Annotated in this window: 16 protein-coding genes; 11 read left to right on the top strand and 5 right to left on the bottom strand. The window is 40.3% G+C overall.

Annotation, left to right across the window (positions count from 1 at the left end; all coding sequences use genetic code 11):
• Positions 1–250 precede the first annotated feature (250 nt).
• Positions 251–1216, bottom strand: a complete 966-nt coding sequence (cysK, locus tag FCN25_RS01675; RefSeq protein WP_137221396.1) for a cysteine synthase A — start codon at positions 1214–1216, stop codon at positions 251–253.
• 385 nt (positions 1217–1601) lie between these two features.
• Here cysK and FCN25_RS01670 point away from each other — a divergent pair, with 385 nt between their 5' ends.
• Positions 1602–2723, top strand: a complete 1122-nt coding sequence (locus FCN25_RS01670) for a beta-ketoacyl-ACP synthase III (protein WP_137221394.1) — start codon at positions 1602–1604, stop codon at positions 2721–2723.
• Positions 2724–2981: 258 nt separating this feature from the next.
• Here FCN25_RS01670 and FCN25_RS01665 read toward each other — a convergent pair whose 3' ends face one another.
• Both FCN25_RS01665 and cysZ read right to left on the bottom strand, forming a co-directional pair.
• Positions 2982–5339: a carbohydrate binding family 9 domain-containing protein gene (locus tag FCN25_RS01665; protein ID WP_175405813.1), complete on the bottom strand. Its 2358-nt coding sequence runs from the start codon at positions 5337–5339 to the stop codon at positions 2982–2984.
• Positions 5340–5507: 168 nt separating this feature from the next.
• Positions 5508–6281 carry a sulfate transporter CysZ gene (cysZ, locus tag FCN25_RS01660; RefSeq protein WP_137221390.1) on the bottom strand — a complete coding sequence of 258 codons (774 nt, stop codon included), beginning with the start codon at positions 6279–6281 and terminating at the stop codon, positions 5508–5510.
• 160 nt (positions 6282–6441) lie between these two features.
• Between cysZ and FCN25_RS01655 the strand changes: the two genes are divergently transcribed.
• The 8 genes from FCN25_RS01655 to FCN25_RS01620 all read left to right on the top strand — a co-directional run bounded on the left by FCN25_RS01655 (position 6442) and on the right by FCN25_RS01620 (position 16503).
• Positions 6442–9870, top strand: coding sequence for a chromosome segregation protein SMC (locus tag FCN25_RS01655; RefSeq protein ID WP_137221388.1), 3429 nt, complete (start codon positions 6442–6444; stop codon positions 9868–9870).
• Between the two features lie 21 nt (positions 9871–9891).
• Entirely contained in the window at positions 9892–10941 is a 1050-nt protein-coding gene (gene zipA / locus FCN25_RS01650) for a cell division protein ZipA (RefSeq protein ID WP_137221386.1), read from the top strand.
• A 96-nt stretch (positions 10942–11037) separates the two neighbouring features.
• Positions 11038–13053: an NAD-dependent DNA ligase LigA gene (gene ligA, locus FCN25_RS01645; protein ID WP_137221384.1), complete on the top strand. Its 2016-nt coding sequence runs from the start codon at positions 11038–11040 to the stop codon at positions 13051–13053.
• A 51-nt stretch (positions 13054–13104) separates the two neighbouring features.
• On the top strand, positions 13105–13620 hold the full coding sequence (locus tag FCN25_RS01640; protein ID WP_137221382.1) for a DUF2919 domain-containing protein: 516 nt from the start codon (positions 13105–13107) through the stop codon (positions 13618–13620).
• A 164-nt stretch (positions 13621–13784) separates the two neighbouring features.
• Positions 13785–14981, top strand: coding sequence for an HD domain-containing phosphohydrolase (locus tag FCN25_RS01635; protein ID WP_137221380.1), 1197 nt, complete (start codon positions 13785–13787; stop codon positions 14979–14981).
• Between the two features lie 27 nt (positions 14982–15008).
• On the top strand, positions 15009–15815 hold the full coding sequence (locus FCN25_RS01630; RefSeq protein WP_137221378.1) for an SDR family oxidoreductase: 807 nt from the start codon (positions 15009–15011) through the stop codon (positions 15813–15815).
• Positions 15816–15865: 50 nt separating this feature from the next.
• Positions 15866–16099 carry an RNA-binding S4 domain-containing protein gene (locus FCN25_RS01625; RefSeq protein ID WP_137221375.1) on the top strand — a complete coding sequence of 78 codons (234 nt, stop codon included), beginning with the start codon at positions 15866–15868 and terminating at the stop codon, positions 16097–16099.
• 11 nt (positions 16100–16110) lie between these two features.
• Positions 16111–16503, top strand: a complete 393-nt coding sequence (locus FCN25_RS01620; protein ID WP_137221373.1) for a ribonuclease E inhibitor RraB — start codon at positions 16111–16113, stop codon at positions 16501–16503.
• A gap of 86 nt (positions 16504–16589) precedes the next feature.
• Here FCN25_RS01620 and FCN25_RS01615 read toward each other — a convergent pair whose 3' ends face one another.
• Positions 16590–16796, bottom strand: coding sequence for a hypothetical protein (locus FCN25_RS01615; protein ID WP_137221371.1), 207 nt, complete (start codon positions 16794–16796; stop codon positions 16590–16592).
• 97 nt (positions 16797–16893) lie between these two features.
• Between FCN25_RS01615 and FCN25_RS01610 the strand changes: the two genes are divergently transcribed.
• On the top strand, positions 16894–17097 hold the full coding sequence (locus tag FCN25_RS01610; protein WP_137221369.1) for a hypothetical protein: 204 nt from the start codon (positions 16894–16896) through the stop codon (positions 17095–17097).
• Between the two features lie 81 nt (positions 17098–17178).
• Here FCN25_RS01610 and FCN25_RS01605 read toward each other — a convergent pair whose 3' ends face one another.
• Complete coding sequence (locus FCN25_RS01605; protein WP_137221367.1) at positions 17179–17856, bottom strand: SDR family NAD(P)-dependent oxidoreductase; 678 nt, start codon at positions 17854–17856, stop codon at positions 17179–17181.
• 278 nt (positions 17857–18134) lie between these two features.
• Here FCN25_RS01605 and FCN25_RS01600 point away from each other — a divergent pair, with 278 nt between their 5' ends.
• Positions 18135–18896 carry a TSUP family transporter gene (locus tag FCN25_RS01600; RefSeq protein ID WP_137221365.1) on the top strand — a complete coding sequence of 254 codons (762 nt, stop codon included), beginning with the start codon at positions 18135–18137 and terminating at the stop codon, positions 18894–18896.
• Positions 18897–18905: the final 9 nt, after the last annotated feature.

The raw sequence follows: 18905 nt of genomic DNA, 5'->3' as shown, positions 1-18905 counted from the left end.
GGAAAATCAGTACCATAAGATAAGAAAAAATGATTATTATTCTGGTAAGTGGTAGCTAAAAAGATAGTTTTAATTGTATTTAAATCAACCTCAAAGTTGATAACATTGTCAATATTTTAACAAGGAAATTTTCTATTAAGAAAGGTAGTATAACAATAAAGATTAACATGTTGGTGATCAAAAAATGCCAGCAAATCTGCTGGCATTTTTATTTATGACAATGATGACTCATGTAGAGTCAGTTACATCATTATTGCACGTTTTCGCTATCACCAAATTCACCTGCAAATAATGCAGTTGATAAATAACGTTCAGCAGCCGATGGTAAGATAACCACAATTGTCTTACCGGCAAACTCAGGTAATGCAGCAATTCGATTAGCAGCCACAACCGCAGCACCAGAAGAAATACCCACTAAGATACCTTCTTCTTTCATTAAGCGGCGGGCCATTTCGATAGAGTCTTCATTCGATACAGCTTCAACGCGGTCAATAATTGATAAGTCCAAGTTGCCTGGAATAAAACCAGCACCAATACCTTGGATTTTATGTGGACCAGGTTGAATTGGTTGGCCTGCAAGAGCCTGTGCAATAACGGGTGAGTCAACAGGTTCAACCGCGACAGAGGTAATGGTTTTACCTTGTGCTTTTAAATATCGGCTTACACCCGTTAATGTGCCACCAGTGCCCACACCTGCAACAAATACATCAACTTGACCATCGGTATCATTCCAAATTTCTGGACCAGTGGTTTTTTCGTGAATTTCTGGATTGGCTGGGTTATCGAATTGGCCAAGGATCAGGTATTTTTCTGGCGCTGACTGACGGATCTCTTCAGCTTTATCAATGGCACCTTTCATGCCTTTAGCGCCTTCAGTCAATACTACATTTGCACCGAGTGCTTTTAGCAGCTTACGACGCTCTAAGCTCATGGTGTTTGGCATTGTTAAGGTTAGTTTGTACCCACGAGCAGCAGCAACATAAGCAAGTGCAATACCGGTATTGCCTGACGTTGGTTCAATTAGTTCAATATCTTTAGTTAATGTGCCTTTTTTCTCGGCATCCCAAATCATATTGGCGCCAATACGACATTTCACGCTAAAACTTGGGTTGCGTGATTCCACTTTTGCTAATACTTTGCCATTACTGACACGGTTTAAACGAACGAGTGGTGTATTGCCTATAGTGTATGAATTATCTTCGAAAATTTTGCTCATGGATTATTTGCTCCTATGGTTGCATTACCTAATCATAATCTGCTCAGCAGGATTTAGAAGTGAAAGTTTGTTCTTCTTTATGCTTTTTAGTTATAAATGACTTGATATTTATTCTAAAACTGTCAAAGATGTCGCTATATTAGTCTTTTGTGGTAAAAGGTCATCTTTCAATGGTCTGACCATCAAGTAAATTTAATTTAGTATGACGAGAATAAATCATAAAATACTAGAATAGGCTTAATCAGCGAGATGTTCTAATTTGTGCCATCCATATTTATGAGCAAGGTTGTCGATAAGCGATGTTAAAACCTTCTTTCATGTATGTCGAAATATATGGCGCTCAATGAGCTTTAGCTAACTCATTCACTAAAAATGGTAGAGTAAAATGAATAAAGTTGTGATTTCAGGCAGTGGTTTATATACACCACCTTACAGCGTTTCTAACGACGAATTAGTTAACAGTTATAATAGCTATGTTGATCAGTTTAATCTGGAGCATGCTAACGACATTGAGACGGGTAGCACACAAGCTTTAGCGTATTCTTCAAGTGAGTTTATCGAGAAAGCCTCTGGAATAAAAAGTCGTTATGTTATGGTCAAAGACGGTATTCTGGATACTAATATCATGATGCCATTAATTGCAGATAAGCCTTCTGAAGTATTATCTATGCAAGCTGAAATGGGGATTGCTGCAGCAAATCAAGCGTTACAACAAGCAAACTTAACGAGTGAAGACATCGACTTAGTGATTGTTGCCTGTGCTTACACTCAGCGAGCTTATCCTGCAATTGCGATTGAAATTCAACAAGCCATGGGAACCAAAGGGTTTGCCTATGACATGTTAGTAGCTTGTTCATCAGCGACTTTTGCTATTGTGAATGCTGTTAATGCCATACGCGGTGGAACAGCTAACCGGGTTTTGGTCATCAATCCTGAATTAACGTCACCACAAATCAATTTCCGCGATCGTGATAGTCACTTTATTTTCGGTGATGTTGCCACTGCGGTTGTGGTTGAACGTGAAGAGTTATCTACATCAACGCATGCCTTTAATGTATTGTCTACACGTTGTTTTACCGATTACTCCAGTAATATCCGCAGTAATTTTGGTTTTGTTAATCGTTGCGACCCTGAAAATGCCACTACGGCGGATAAATTATTCCACCAACAAGGCCGTAAAGTGTTTAAAGAACTATTGCCGATGATATATCACCATTTAGATACGCAATTCACCCAAGAACAAATAAAACCAGAAGAGTTTAAGCGCTTATGGCTTCACCAAGCCAACATAAACATGAATTTATTTGTCGTTAAGAAACTGCTTGGTGAGAATGTTGAGCCAACTAAAGCACCTATTGTATTGGATGAGTATGCCAATACTGCGTCGGCCGGATCTATCATTGCGTTTCATAAATTTAACCAAGATTTTAAAACCGGTGATTTAGGTTTATTGTGTTCATTCGGTGCAGGCTATTCTATTGGCAGTATTGTGCTTGAAAAATGTTAGTCGCTTCGAGTTATCGTTATAATTAAAGTTGAATGTATTTAATCAGTTGCGATTATGAATCTATTACAGCGTAATCTGCTAACGTAAAAAAAATAATAATAATGCCGTTGATGTTTATATATCAACGGCATTGTTATTTCTACTACTGTATCTACAACGACACCCAATACAGATCCTAAAGCGTTAGTTGTATAAACAATTCATTATAAATATCATCAATTACACAACACTAAAGACTTCGTTTTGAGTGTGTATTACTTAAAGTAGCCAGGCGTAGCTGAGTTTCATAAAGTAAGTTTTTTCGTTTTGGGTTAATGAATCAATGTCATCATTGGCAATAAACGCATCCGAATAACCAAGATAAAAAACGCTTTGTGGGTTAAGTTTGTATCCATAGAGTAGTTCATTACCTATATCTTGATAAAGTTTGTCTGGCTGTTGATATTTGTATAAATCAGGGTCTCTTTCAATACGAGTGTAAACACTACTTAGGCGAATAAAACTGTTTAAGCTGAGCTGCCAATTTAAGCGCATATCACTAAGGTTAGCCGTAAATAAGCGACCATCATCAACATCTAATGTTTGGTATCGATGAGAAATGTCCAGTACTAATGACTCAGTCAATTTCCATTCAATACCAGGGTTTAACATAGTGGTAGTGGCAGGGCGGTCATTGGCAAAATCAATATCATCGCCATAGCTGCTATCCAGTTCAAGCTTGAGAGAACCAATGGGCGTGAAGCTGGTGTAAAACCACCCTAATGTTTGGTTAAATATACTGGTGTTATCATCAATATCAATGATACTTGGGTTATGGCGTCTGCCCACTCTTTCTCGTTGGACAATCCCCGCGCCGATAAAACTTTGCAGGCCTCCGTTAAACTCAATATACATTTCAGTTTCTTGTTCAAGCCGTTCATTGTTTTGGTTATGAGTAATGTCCCAATCGCCACCTAAGTCAATTTTATTGAAAAAGTTATTTTCTGGGTACCAAATATAGCCGCCGCCAGCTACAAATTTGTTGATATCGACTTTATCGATAAAGCCCAAGTCAGCCCTAAAGTCGCTACCGATAGATTCGTAATTTGTTGAGGCGTACCAATTACGGCGTTCATGTTTATAAGATAGATTGAACATTCTACCGCTAAACTCACCGTCTTTATTCGTGCGAAGTACGCGCTCATTAACAGCGCAATTTCCTATATAACAAACATCAATGTCGTTGCTACAATCGTCTCGTCCACAAAATTGATTGAATAAATCATCAGGGTAGGCAGTTTGTGAATGAGCATATTGTGCCGTAAAGGTATCGTGTTTAGTTGGTTGGTATTTTATGTCGGCACTGGCAAGATAATTATGATATTCATCAGCTTGCTTTAAGGTCACTAAACCACCAATTGAAAATTGCTTACTTGGGTCAAAACGGTATCGAGTGGCTACGTTGTGGCTCTGCTCGTCAATAACAGCAATGTCGGAGCTTAAATTACCGGGAACTAAAAACTGGCTTTGAGTGTCATTGGCGGCGAGAATTGCAAAGGTATGATCGTCGGTTTTGCTGGTGAGTTTTAATCCATAATCTGGCGATCCAATATTACGGGTATGTAGTAAGTCTAGTTGAGTATCGAAATAGTCTTTGTTATCTAAGAAAAAGGCCCGTTTTTCAGGAAAAAATAATGCAAAGGTATTGTTAACATCCAATTGACCGGCATCCGCTTCTACTTGAGAAAAGTCTGGATTAATTGTGGCGTTAAGTAAGGTTGTTGGTGTAATCCCCCAACGTAAATCGAGTCCTACTTCTACGTTGTTTTCATCACTCCAAGGCTGAGTCGGTGCAACATCACGTTGACTACTTTGATCTGCCACTAATGAGGGGGTGAGTTGTAAATCTTTACCTTGCGTCGCTCCTGCTAAGCCCGATGCCGTGCCTAATTGACACAACTGGCATGACACGTTGCGATCTATTTGGTGAGTTGATATGCGATGGGTTTCGTTACGAGGATAAAAGCGAATTAATTCGATACCCCATGTTTGCAAAGGGTTGCGATCATCAAAGTTAAATAAACGCAGCGGTAGTTGTATTTCAACCTGATAGCCTTGATCTGTCAGTTTGCCTTTACTGTACCAAATACCATCCCAAGCATCACTTTCTTGGCCTGTAAGCTCATTTTCTATTGAGTCACTTTGCACCCCATAAGGGTTAATAAAAAACTGATAAGCCAAGCGAGCATTGTTAAAAGTATCAAGTTTAATGCCCACCATGTCATCTCCCCAAGACTTATCTCTGTCTCTTAGGTTGACGCGGATTTTATCCGGTGAAGGGTCATGGGCGATAAACGCGAAATATAAGCTGGTTTTTGACGCATACACTTTGGCATAAGTGGTCACTGGCGCGGCGATATTTTCACCTGGAGACGTTTCATATTTCAACATCACCTGTGCGGCCTGTTGCCATGCAGGTTCGTTAAATTCACCGTCTACTTCAATATCTTCATTAATAGTGGGAATATCTAGATGAAATTGTTGGCTAGACCCTGCGAAAACAGACAGTGATACAATGCCGGAGACTAAGCTTAATATTAAGCAAAACACTCGCGCGGGAAGAAAATAGTATTTCACAGACACTCTTATCTTTGTTGTTATTTTGTTTATTGTCGCAAAAAAACGGTTCAAAGGTAGGTCAGACTTGTTCTGTAAATGTATCTTAATTGTTACAAGGTGTTAAGGTCGAATGATAAAAGCCCAATCTGCAGATCGGGCTATCTTGATAATGGCGAACCTAAATAATTAATCAGGTGCAATCATTGGGTTTTTGTAGGCTTCACGGTATTTATCAACCCACATCGAGGTTGCCCCGCAAATTGCTACTGGCATAACGATAAAGTTAACGATGGGGATCATTGAAAACAATGTCACGGCCGCACCAAAACTGTAACTCGACCCTTTGGTGTTTTTAAGGGCAAATTTCATATCATCAAAGCTGACTTTATGGTTATCAAATGGATAATCACAATATTGAATCGCCATCATCCATGCGGTAAATAAAAACCATAAAATAGGTGCAGCTGTTTGACCTATCACCGGAACCCAAAACAACACCAAAAATATCAATGCTCTAGGTAAGTAGTATTTCAGTTTTGTCCATTCACGACCTAATACACGAGGCAAATCTTTGACCATATCCATAGACGTGCCAGTATTTAAGTTTTTCCCCGTTAAATATTGCTCAACTTTTTCGGCTAACAAACCATTAAAGGGTGCTGCCAACCAGTTCATTACCGAGCTGAATATAAATGACATCACCACTAGCATGGTTAACACCGCTAATGGCCATAATAAAAAATGTAACCAACTTAAGTAGTTGGGTAGTTGGCCATTCATCCAATCGAAGAGTTCTGTCAGTTGGCCCAATGCTAAATACATTGCGCCGGCAAACAGCACTAAATTGATCATTAAAGGGATAAACACAAATGAACGTAAACCCGGTTTTTTAATTAATTGAAAGCCTTGAAGAAAATAATTTACACCGCTTTTTTTAACGGTCTGAGAGTTGTTTACCATATAACCCGCCTACTTTGTGACTCATAGCTTCGATTTTGACTAGCCAAAGACAATAAAACAAGTGATAAACTGTATCAACTGGATAAAAATCGTTACAAAATGCAGCTCAATTGATAAAGTGAGCTGCTTTTTCCTTTTAATGCGTACCTGAACTGGCAACATGAGATTAAAACAAATAAAACTTGCTGGATTTAAGTCGTTTGTAGACCCAACTAAAATCCCATTTGATAATGCTTTATCAGCGATTATCGGCCCTAATGGCTGCGGAAAATCCAATGTGATTGATGCCGTGCGTTGGGTGCTGGGTGAAAGTTCAGCAAAGAATTTGCGTGGCAATTCGATGACCGATGTTATTTTTAACGGTTCATCGGCACGTAAACCCATTTCTGTTGCAGGTGTTGAACTCGTGTTCGAAAATACCCAAGGCAGGCTTGCTGGTCAATATGCCAGTTATCAAGAGATTTCAGTTAAACGCCAAGTTAACCGAGAAAGTGAATCAACTTATTTTTTAAACGGCCAAAAATGCCGTCGTAAAGATATTACCGACTTATTCATGGGAACAGGCCTTGGTCCTCGTAGCTATGCCATTATTGAACAGGGCACTATTTCACGTTTAATCGAGTCTAAACCCCAAGACTTACGGGTGTTTATTGAAGAGGCTGCCGGCATATCGCGCTATAAAGAGCGCCGCCGTGAAACTGAGAATCGGATCCGTCATACCCGTGAAAATCTTGAGCGTTTAAATGATATTAGGGTCGAATTAGGCGCACAACTTGATAAATTATCCCAACAAGCTAAAGCGGCTTTAGAGTATCGCGAATTAAAAAGTAGTGAACGTCTGTTACATAGCCAGTTGCTAGTGATGCGTTATCAAGAGCTGCTAAGTCAAACCGACAAGCTCGATATTGAAGCCGTGGCATTAGAGACTCAAGCACAACAACTGCAAACAACATCGCTTCATGCCGATACCAGTGTGACTCAGCTTAAACAACAACTTGCCGAGTTAAGCGATGCTGAACACAAACTAGTTGAGCAATATTATTTAACCGGTAATAACATTACCAAGTTGGAGCAGCAACTTCAGCACCAACAGCAACAAGACTCGCAGTTACAACAACAAATAAATGTGATTCAACAACAGTTGAGTGCTGCAGAGCAGACTATTGCCAGCTTAACCCAAACCTATCAAACATTGGTCGCTCAAGCGGATGTTCTCAATCCTGAATGCGAACAAGCTGAAGAGGCTTTAGCATTGATTGATGAGCAGTTGAGTGTGATCGAAGACGCTTGCGACGATCAACAATGGCAATTAACTCAATATGCAGAAACACTAGCGGCAAATAAAATGCAATTGGCTTTGTCGCAATCGAGCTTAAGTCATCAACAACAAAGTTTGCAGCAAGATGAACGTCAGAAACAACAGGTGACTCAAGACCTAGCGGCGCTAGATCAGCAAGACAATCAAACTCAGCTGTCTGATGCTCAAACACAACAGATTGACATAGATAAGCAACTAGCCAGCACGAAACAGCAACAGCAGCAACAAGAACAACTGTTGGATAATGCGCAACGAGTTGTTGAGCAATGTCGTGAAGACTATCAAGCTATTAAACAAACCCTAACTCACCGTCATTCACGCTTACAGTTGATAGATGAATTACTTGCAGGCCATATTCAGTCCGAAGGGCAACAGTTATGGCAAGTGGTTGAGGTTAAGCCGGGTTGGGAGAAAGCTGTTGATATGGTGCTACACGGGCTGAGTCAATTGCCGGTGTTAACCGCTGATATTATTCCCGTTGATCAAACCAACATAGGCTTTGTACCCCAATCACAACAAGTTAATCATATTGTCCTGAGCACTAACGTCAATCTTGCTCCATGGCTTAAGTCAGTGGTGTGGGCTGAAAGCTTAGATCAAGCGAAGCAGCAACTACCACAGCTAAATAATGATCAATACATTGCGACCCAAGAAGGGTACTTGGTGGGTCATGGTTTTGTATTAAATCACACTCAGGCAGGCCAATCTGCCATTGTACTGAGTCAAGAGCGTACTGAGTTAACCACTCAATTGAGTGAACTTGAACATAAACTGATTGTGGCGCAACAGCAATTAACCGATGCGACCCAACAAGCTGCATCGCACCAATTAGCATTAAGTCAATTTCAACAAGCGAGTCATCAATTGCAAATAAGCCAAACTAAATCGCAATCTGAAGTGGCTAGTCTGTGTCAGAAAAGTGCTGACAAACAAAAGAAAAAACAACAGTATCATGACACTCTTTCCAAGCTTGAGCAGGCTTATAGCCATAAGAAAATGCAGATAGAAGCGTACGAGTCGCAGGTAATGACTCAAGAAGAGGCACTGTCTATCGCGATTAATCAGCATGAAATCGCACAACATGCTTGGGAAAATAGCCAAGCTAAACTTCGCGAAACCAAGACCAAACGCTCTGAAGCAGTCGTAACGTTAACTCAGCAAAAAGCGCGGTTGCAGCAACACGCTACTCAACAAGCATTAAGTCAGCAACAATTACAGCAACAAACTGAAAAACAGATAGAATTATCAAGCCAGTACACTCAGTTACAACAACTACTACAAGACAATCAACAACAACGAGGTGAGCAGCAATTAGCCCACTTATCAGCACAACTAACTCATGCACTTGAGCTACATCAAGCCTTACAACAGCAATTGCAACAAAATAGAGGTCAACAAGCTGAGTTGCAAACCAGTTTAGACAGTTCAGTATTGATGCAAAAACAACAGCTTGTAGTGTTACAGGACTTGACTCAAACGCTAAGCACGTTAAAGTTACGTCGTGAGGGCTTAAAAGGGCAGGCGAATGCACAGTTGCAATTGTTGCAAGAACAGCAAATTCAGTTGCAACAAGTGATAGCAGACATACCTGCGCAGGCTTCGGTAAACGAATGGTCGCAACAGCTTGATAAAGTAAAACAAAAAATTGTACGTTTGGGGGCTATTAACCTTGCCGCTATTGAAGAGTTTGAATCGCAACGAGAACGAAAAGCCTATTTAGACAGCCAAGATGACGACTTAAATAAAGGATTAGCGATTTTAGAAGCCGCTATCCGTAAGATAGATAAAGAAACACGCAGCCGTTTTAAGGCCACATTTGAAACGGTAAATCACGATTTAGGATTGCTATTTCCTAAAGTATTTGGCGGCGGTAAGGCTTATTTGGCGTTAACCGATGATGATCTGCTCGAAACGGGTGTTACCATCATGGCGCAGCCGCCAGGTAAAAAGAATAGCAGCATACATTTACTTAGTGGTGGAGAAAAAGCGTTAACCGCTTTATCATTGGTTTTTGCTATTTTTAGACTCAATCCAGCACCTTTTTGTATGCTAGATGAAGTAGATGCACCTTTGGATGACGCCAATGTTGAGCGTTTTTGTCGTTTATTAAAAGAAATGTCACAAAGTGTGCAATTTATTTATATTAGTCATAATAAAATCACCATGGAAATGGCAGATCAACTTATTGGCGTTACTATGTATGAACCGGGCGTTTCAAGAATAGTGGCAGTGGATATTGAAGCGGCTGTCGCTATGGTTGACGCGGTATAAATTAGGAAGACAGGGAATCTAATGAAAGATCTACAACTGGTGTTGTTCGTATTAGGCGCAATTGCAATTATTGCGGTGTTAGTGCACGGTTTTTGGTCGATTCGTAAACAACAACCTAAATCAACTAAGCAGAGTCCGATGGCCGGATTTTACAAAGACCAAGCTCAACGTCGAGACTCAGAAGGTTTTGACGCAGATGGTATTGGTACAGTTCGTGTGCGTAAAACAGGGGATATAGACGAGCCTGTGATCAAACCTACTGTAAAAATGCAGGGTACATCAAAATCGACTCCGGCTACTCAAGTTGAACCAACCTTATCTCATGCTTCATCAAAAGACTCATTGACTAAACCGGGAGCAACTAAGCCAACTGAAGCGACTAAAACGACGCAACCGACTCAACAAACATTATTTATTGAAGACGAAGAAGATATCCAAGCTCCAACACCTAGCAATCATTCTCATGCGTCTATGAACACACCCAAAAAAATAGTTAATGCTTCAACTACTCGCGGCCCGTTATCCAGTTATTCTGGTGTTACAGCAAGCGCTTCTTCTGCGGTATCTACGCCAAAGAAAGAATCACAAAAAACGGTTGCTATGGAATCGGCTAAGCCAGATGAAACCGCAGAGCCGAAAGTGTCAATTGAAAATGAACCCGTTGAACCAACAGATGTCTTGGTGCTTCACGTAGTCGCTAAAGCCGGTGAACAGGTTCAAGGCGCAGAACTTTTGCCCAGTTTATTGTCTCTTCACTTTAAGTTTGGTGACATGGATATTTTCCATCGTCACATTGACAACGCTGGTACCGGCAAAGTGTTATTTTCGGTTGCTAACATGCTAAAGCCTGGTGTGTTTGATCCCGATAATATGGAACAATTTGAGACTCAAGGTGTGGTGTTGTTTATGACACTACCTTGTTATGGTGATCCGTTAATGAATTTCACTATAATGCTAAACTCGGCTTATCAAATAGCAGAGGATCTCGGTGCTGAATTATTAGACGGACAACGTCAACCTTGGTCCGAAGACATTAAAAAAGACTATCTACGACGACTGAATGCCGCGTAGGTTAATATATTCATTAAGGCCGCAGCAGCGGCCTTAATTGTTCTAGCACTTTATATTAATTAAATCAAAGTTATAACTCGTATAACGGATATCACAATGCACGCTATTCAAACTGAAATGGATCAACTAACAGACACAATTAATCAACATAATATTCGTTATTATGTTGATGATGCTCCGTCGATACCCGATGCTGAATACGATAGATTAATGAAACGCTTAACGGCACTTGAACATGATTATCCGCAATTTAAACCTGTGGATTCACCGACCCAAAGAGTGGGTGGCATGGCGTTGCAAAAATTTGCCCAAATTACCCACCTTAAGCCGATGTTAAGCCTCGACAATGCCTTTGAACAAGCTGATTTCGCAGCATTTAATAAACGCATTACTGATAAGGTCGATAGCGTAGAGTATGTTTGCGAACCTAAACTCGATGGCCTAGCCGTGAGCATAACTTATCGTTTAGGTGTTCTTGAACGCGCAGCGACACGAGGCGATGGCAGTGTTGGAGAAGACATTACTGAAAATGTGCGTACGATTCGATCTATCCCGCTTAAATTGCGTGGTGAAGGATTTCCAGATTTAGTCGAAGTGCGTGGTGAAGTCATTATGCCTAAAGCAGCATTTGAAGCGTTAAATCAACGTCAAATAAGTAAAGGCGACAAGGTGTTTGTCAATCCGCGTAATGCAGCAGCAGGTAGCTTGCGTCAACTAGACAGTAGAATTACTGCGTCACGCGCGTTAGGTTTTTATGCTTATGCATTAGGCGTGGTAGAAGGCGAATCACAGCCAATGCAAGATACTCATTTTGGCCAGTTGACTCAATTAAAACAATGGGGGATCCCAGTCAGCAGTGAAGTAAAAGTGACTGATTCATTAGAGCAAGTCTATGCGTATTATGCAGATATTATGGCCAGACGCAGTGCGCTTGAATATGAAATTGATGGTGTGGTAATAAAAGTCAATGATATTGCTAAGCAACAAACTCTAGGGTTTGTTGCCAAAGCGCCAAGATGGGCTATCGCCTACAAATTTCCCGCGCAAGAAGAAATGACCTTATTAGAGTCGGTTGATTTTCAGGTAGGTAGAACCGGAGCGGTAACACCTGTAGCCCGCCTTAAACCCGTTTTTGTTGGCGGTGTAACCGTATCAAACGCCACCTTGCACAATGCTGATGAAATTGCTCGCCTCGGCGTTAAGATTGGCGACACAGTCATTATTCGTCGTGCTGGCGACGTCATTCCGCAAATTGTTGCTGTCGTTCCAGAAAAGCGTCCAGATGATGCCCAAGATATTGTCTTCCCAGATCATTGCCCTGTTTGCCAAAGTACAGTCGAGCGCGTAGAAGGCGAAGCTACAGCACGTTGCAGTGGCGGATTATTTTGTGAAGCACAACGTAAAGAAGCAATTAAGCATTTTGCCTCCCGTAAAGCATTAAATATAGACGGAATGGGAGATAAAATTGTCGAGCAATTAATTGATAAAGAATTGGTTAAAACCCCTGCAGACTTATTTAAGCTCACTGCATCTTCTATTACTATGTTAGATCGGATGGCAATGAAGTCTGCGACTAATATAGTTGCGGCAATTGAATATGCTAAAACCACTACCTTGGCGCGTTTTTTATATAGCTTAGGTATTCGTGAGGTTGGCGAGGCAACAGCAGCTAACTTAGCGCAACACTTTGGTGATTTTGAACGGATCCGCAATGCCAGCGTCGAGCAGTTACTTGAAGTGGCAGATGTTGGAGAAATTGTTGCAAAACACATTACGTTATTTTTTGCTCAACCACATAATATTGAGGTGATTGAGCAACTGCTTGAAGCGGGAATCAATTGGCCTGTCATTGAACAAGCCGATGAATCGCAATTAAGTCTTAAAGGCCAAACTTGGGTGTTAACTGGCACATTGACGCAACTTAATCGTAATGATGCTAAAGCACGCTTGCAGGCGTTAGGGGCAAAGGTGGCTGGCAGTGTATCCAAAAATACTGACTGTGTTGTCGCTGGTGAAGCCGCAGGGTCAAAGCTTGCAAAAGCGGAAGCGTTGGGTATCAAAGTGCTTAATGAACAAGGCTTATTGGATTTATTTAATGCATCAAGCGAATAGCATTGATATTTATGCTTTATTTATTCTTGTGGCCGCCGATAAGAGTATTTTGTGAACTTTAGTAATATTACTTGGCTTGATGATCACGGTCATATAAAACCACCATTATTTTTATATTTAATGCTGGTTTTTTTAGCTCGTGGATGGTGCATTTTTATTGCATCCTTAACCCAATTTAATGACCGCGCCAGTTTAGTGCGATTGTTTTATCCTGAAAAAGGCGATTTTATATTGGCCTTGATTGCTGGTGTCGGTGCGGTGTTGATTTATGGACTTATTATTGCCGAACGTAAACGCAGTTGGCCAATATTAATACCTCTATTTAAGCGTAGTCGTTGGTTTTTATGGATATTACTCATTATTGATGGGTTGTTTTTATTCCAACGGATGATGCACGATGATTTTCTGTTTAAATTAGGTTATTCGATTGATGCGCTGTTTCTTTTTTGGTCAATTATTTATGTGTTTAAATCGAAGCGGTTATACTATTACTTTGCTGACTGGACGGAAAGCAATCCTGCTGAACAAGTTGAAACGCCTTCTAACAATGATGATGGTCTCAAGTAAGGTACTAAATAATATACGTCTTGGTATAAATGCACTATATTTACCCAACAACAAAAATGAAATTGTAAGACATTAATATACACCGCGCTATAGACTTAAATTTTTGTGTAAGAATGGCATTATCATTACGGCTATAACAAGGCTAATGTGAAAGGATTAATACTTTGGCTAAAGCAGAATTAACACAAATACCTGTTTCACAAATGGTTATCGGGTTAACCGTTAAGCTGCCTTTGTTATGGACAAATCATCCTTTTTTTCGCAATAAAGTTAAGCTTGAACAACAAGTGCAAATAGAGATGATTAAAGGTCTCGATGTATCATTTGTATACGTGATTGATGGCCATGATCTACTACCAAAATTTGATGAACCTGTTGAAATTGAACAGCCAGATGAGGTAGAACAAGAAATTGATTATCGACCATTAGCTAAAAAAAGTATGCGAGTCAGTCAACAGCGCTTTGTAAAATCGGTAAATGATAGCAGAACGGTATTTGGCAAAATAGTCAGTGATCCTGAAGGAGCCTATCGCGAAGCGGCCACCTTAGTTGAAGATTTAGTCGAGCATTTGTATGAAAGCGAAACCCCTCATTTAACACTAGTGGGCAGTGGTGAAATTGATATTAGTGTGACTCAACATGGTATTTCAGTCGCGGTACTGTCTATGATGATTGCCCACACACTATCACTGTCCAAAAAAGAGGTCCGTGATATTGCATTAGGCAGTTTGTTTCACGATATTGGCAAACTTAAAGTGCCAGATGTTATTAGGCGTAAACGTGGTGATTTGAGCGATCCCGAAATTAACTTTTTAAAAATGCACCCTAATTTTGGCTATGACATGCTTAACCGCACAGAGCTATTTCCAGAAGCTGTATTAGACATTGTATTGCATCATCATGAGTTTATTGATGGTAGTGGTTTTCCTGAACATTTGAGCGAAGCCAAAATCTTACTCACTACTCAGATTGTGTCATTAGTTAATGACTACGAAACCTTATTACATCAATACCAGACCCCGCAGATTGCATTAGGCATTCTGTTTAAAAATCATAGCAGCAAACACAGTGATAAATTAATATCGGTACTAGTCAAAATATTAGGTATTTACCCACCCGGTGCCATCGTGCGTTTAACCGATGGCAATATTGCCAAAGTCATGATGACCACCGTTGATGTTAAGCAGCCTCATGTATGGTCTTGTCATGTCAGTGGTGCAGAGCCTAGTTTTCGTTTTTTAATTAATGAAGATGTCCAAGTTGAAGAAGTTGTTAAGTTAGATGAATTAACTGATGGCGCTATAAAAACATTACAAGCCAATAATCCTATCAGCTTTTATTTTAATAACTTTAATCATTAATACTTAACCTTGCCACATTGAGAATACATGAACACAATTACCCTTATAGGATGCGGTTGGTTTGGTTTTCCGCTAGCCAAACAGTTAGTTAAACAAGGATTTCAGGTTAAAGCGTCAAAACGTCATCCTGATGATTTAACCCCATTACAGCAAGCGGGTATCGAGGCTTATCAATTAGATTTGGCCAACGTGATTATTGAAGAAAAAAATTCGGCGTTATTCGATGCCGATGCCATCGTGATAAATATACCGCCAGGACTAAGGCGTGGTCAAACTGACTATCTTGATTATCTAACTCAGTTGAAAAGTTTAATGGGTGATCGCCAATATCACAAAGTGATTTTCATCAGCACTACAGGTGTTTATCCGTCATTAGATCAAACTGTCACCGAACAAAATGCCGTTGCGTTCAATGAAACCAGTGCAACATTATTGCAAGCTGAGGCTATATTTTCTGCTATGGAAAATAGTTGTATTGTACGATTTTCGGGTTTAATTGGTCCTAAGCGTCATCCCGGACGTTTTTTTGCTGGAAAAACGGATATTAGTGGTGCCAATGTTGCGGTTAACCTGGTGCATTTAGATGACTGTGTTGCAGCCGTTAGCTTAATCCTTTCACGAACGGATACTTTACCCATTTATAATCTTGCAGCTAATGAACATCCTACTCGAGATGTATTTTATACCGCGGCCACTCAGCATCTTGAGTTAATTGCGCCACAGTTTAATCAACTGCAACAACCAAGCAAAATTATCGACGGTCAGTTAATCAGCCAACAGTTAGGATTTCAATATAGGTTTGATAGTCCATTCAAAATGCTTGATGCTTGCTAAACTGGCATAGGCTATAATAACCGACATATTTTGATTAAAAGGCAATTATTGTGACGACTGAAACTCAAGCGTTTGCATTACTTCAAGGTGATGAATTCGTAGAACTGTACAAAGTATTAAAAGTACAAGGTTTAGTGAACGGCGGTGGCGAAGCAAAGCATGTCATCACCGAAGGTCAAGTTACCGTTAATGGTGAAGTTGATACTCGTAAACGTAAAAAGTGTGTTGTTGGCGATCTTATTTCGTTCAATGGCACAAACATTGAAATTGTTCCTGCTCAGTAAAGGATTTATAAATGCAATTCCCAGATGATGACAATGGCCAAATGTTGGCTGCAATGGCTGAAGCCGGTATTGATTTAACGCAATCACTTGAAGTCGATTTCTTTTTAGTGTTTGACGATCAACGTGATGCTGAGTCAGCATTAGAAGCATTGAGCCAAACTGACATTCAAGGTGAGCTTGAGCTTAACTTTGAAGAAGAAAGTACTAAGTGGGAAGTGATTGTTTGTCTCCAGATGGTGCCTGAATATGCAGCCCTTGTTGCCAAAGAAATAGAATTGAATACTTTTGCCAAAGAGTTTGACGGTATTTCTGACGGTTGGGGCGTGATGCAAAATCAAGCCGATGATGGTGAGTTTGCTGATGAAGATGATGATCATGAATGCACTGAGCATTGTCATCACTAAAATCATATTTGCATAATAAAGGCCGTTGATGCTCTGCATTAACGGCCTTTATTTTTGAGATATTTACAAAAAAAGCTATCGCAGTATTAATCGCTTTCTTTTATCTCATTAATGACTTCTTTGGTTTCATGACCAATGGCTTTAACGGTATCGCGCGTCCCGTGACCGATTGCAGTGGTTACTTTTTTTGTAGTGTGACCGATTTCTTTGCCAGTCTGTTTTAATTCAGCGCAAGCTGATAAGGACAGAATAATACTAATCGACACCAGTATTTCGATGACTTTTTTACACATTGTAGTAGCCTTATCAATAATCTAATATGAGATGTATCATCAGCTTAACGTCGTTGCTATTTCAGCATCACGGGTTTGATGATTAACGGGTGAAATCATGACGTTAAATGCAACATTGATTGGCCAAATTATTTTCGTTTTAACCTTAGTCGTGGTTTACTTTACTTTAAAGTTTGCCAAGGGAAAAACCACTAATTTACCCTTGGTTGGTTTTTACGCGATTGTGTTAAATCTCATTTTTGCTCCTGCAGGGTGGATATATTGCTGGTATTGGTCAACCAAACCGCTGTTACCCAAATAAAATTTCATTCAAGAAAACCACTAAATTCAATTCGGAATAATAAGCCATTCCCTCGATTTGAGGTTAACTAACTATGGAATATTAACCTCGGTTGATAGTAATGTCAGAGACATACCCATGTTCTGTAGCGATTAAAGCTTGTTTAAGCATTAAGGCGGCTTCTTTTGCCGTCATAAAGTTTGATGTATCAATGTCTTTACCACTGGTTTGCCAAAAGTCTGTCGCCATTCCTCCTGGGTATACCGCAATCAACTTCATTGGGCAGCCTTTTAATTCAAGTCTTAGGGATTCAACCAAGCCCTTAACTGCCCATTTAACTGCGCAATAAGTCGACTCATTAGCTTTGCCTGCTTGCGCTGCGGTTGACATTACCACTGCAACAGTGACTTTGAGGTCACGATAACGACTAACAAGCTCACGCAACACCAGAATGCTTGATGTAAGGTTATTGTTGATCAACTGATTAATAGCCTGCGGAGTTTGCTGTTCTATTGGGCCAAAATAACCACTGCCAGCACAATGAATCACGTGACTTGGCGGCGTTGATAAACGCGAAAATAACTGACTGACATCTTCAGCCACACATAAATCTGCTGTGTGAGTCTGGACGTTGTTTTGCTGTGAAGGGGTTAGCTGAGCCATAACATCAGCTAATTTTTGCTCACTGCGACCCGTGATCAACAGTGGACGGTTTTCTGCAGCATACAATTGGGTCAGTGCAGCACCTAGGCCGCTACTCGCGCCAGTAATCACCATCATAATAAAACCTTTTTACCAAATTTCCATTGAGTTAGCTACTATATCAATGACTCAATGAGCAGCAAAGTGATAGTGCGGTGTAAATACCAATCGATGTTCAGATAGATACCCGAACAATAGACTATTTGGTAACTGCTTATTAGCGCAAGTTGTGGTTAATTAAGCTAATTGGAATAAATTACCCATAACATTTTGTATTCTGACGTTAAAGAATGTCTAATAACGCCTTGCCTAATGTCTTACTGACTTCACGTTTATTGTTATATACGAGAGCCTCCATGTTTGAACTCACGCTCCAACTCGCTGTTGTGTTATTTGCTGTTGCCTTGATTGCTGGTTTTATTGACTCAATAGCAGGCGGGGGCGGTTTACTGACCATTCCGGCATTAATGTGGGCGGGCTTACCTCCTGCTGCGGCATTAGGAACCAATAAGTTACAAGCGTGTGGTGGTAGTTTCTTTGCCAGTTTATATTTTGTGCGTAATGGCTTAGTTGATTTACGCAGTATAAAATTATCCTTGTTATGTGCATTTATTGGCGCGGCAATTGGTACCATATTGGTGCAAATGATAGATGCTAAATTATTAGAAGTAGTTTTGCCTTTTTTGATTTTAGCCATAGGTTGTTACTTTCTGTTTTCTAAAAAAATCAGTGAACTCGATCGCCAACAAGTGCTCACCCCAAGCGTATTTGCCTTTACCGCAGCATTAGGTATTGGTTTGTATGATGGTTTTTTCGGTCCTGGCACTGGCAGCTTTTTCGCGCTAGCGTTTGTATCTCTGGCTGGCTTTGGCTTAGCTAAGGCGACCGCACATGCTAAGTTATTAAACTTTGCGACGAATATAGCCTCATTAATTTTCTTTTTAATTGGTGGTCAAGTGGTGGTGGTATTAGGTTTGATTATGCTGGTGGGGCAATCGATTGGGGCGACGTTAGGCTCACGCTTAGTGGTTACTAAAGGGGTTAAAATTATTAAACCGTTAGTAGTGGTTATGTCATTGGGTATGAGCGGTAAATTATTGTGGTCGCAGTATATGTAATCGTAAAAG

Source organism: Shewanella sp. MEBiC00475, from assembly GCF_005234075.1.
In the GTDB taxonomy this organism is placed as follows: domain Bacteria; phylum Pseudomonadota; class Gammaproteobacteria; order Enterobacterales; family Shewanellaceae; genus Shewanella; species Shewanella polaris.
Note: the sequence above shows the minus strand (reverse complement) of the source record. Positions and strands in the feature narration are given on the sequence as shown.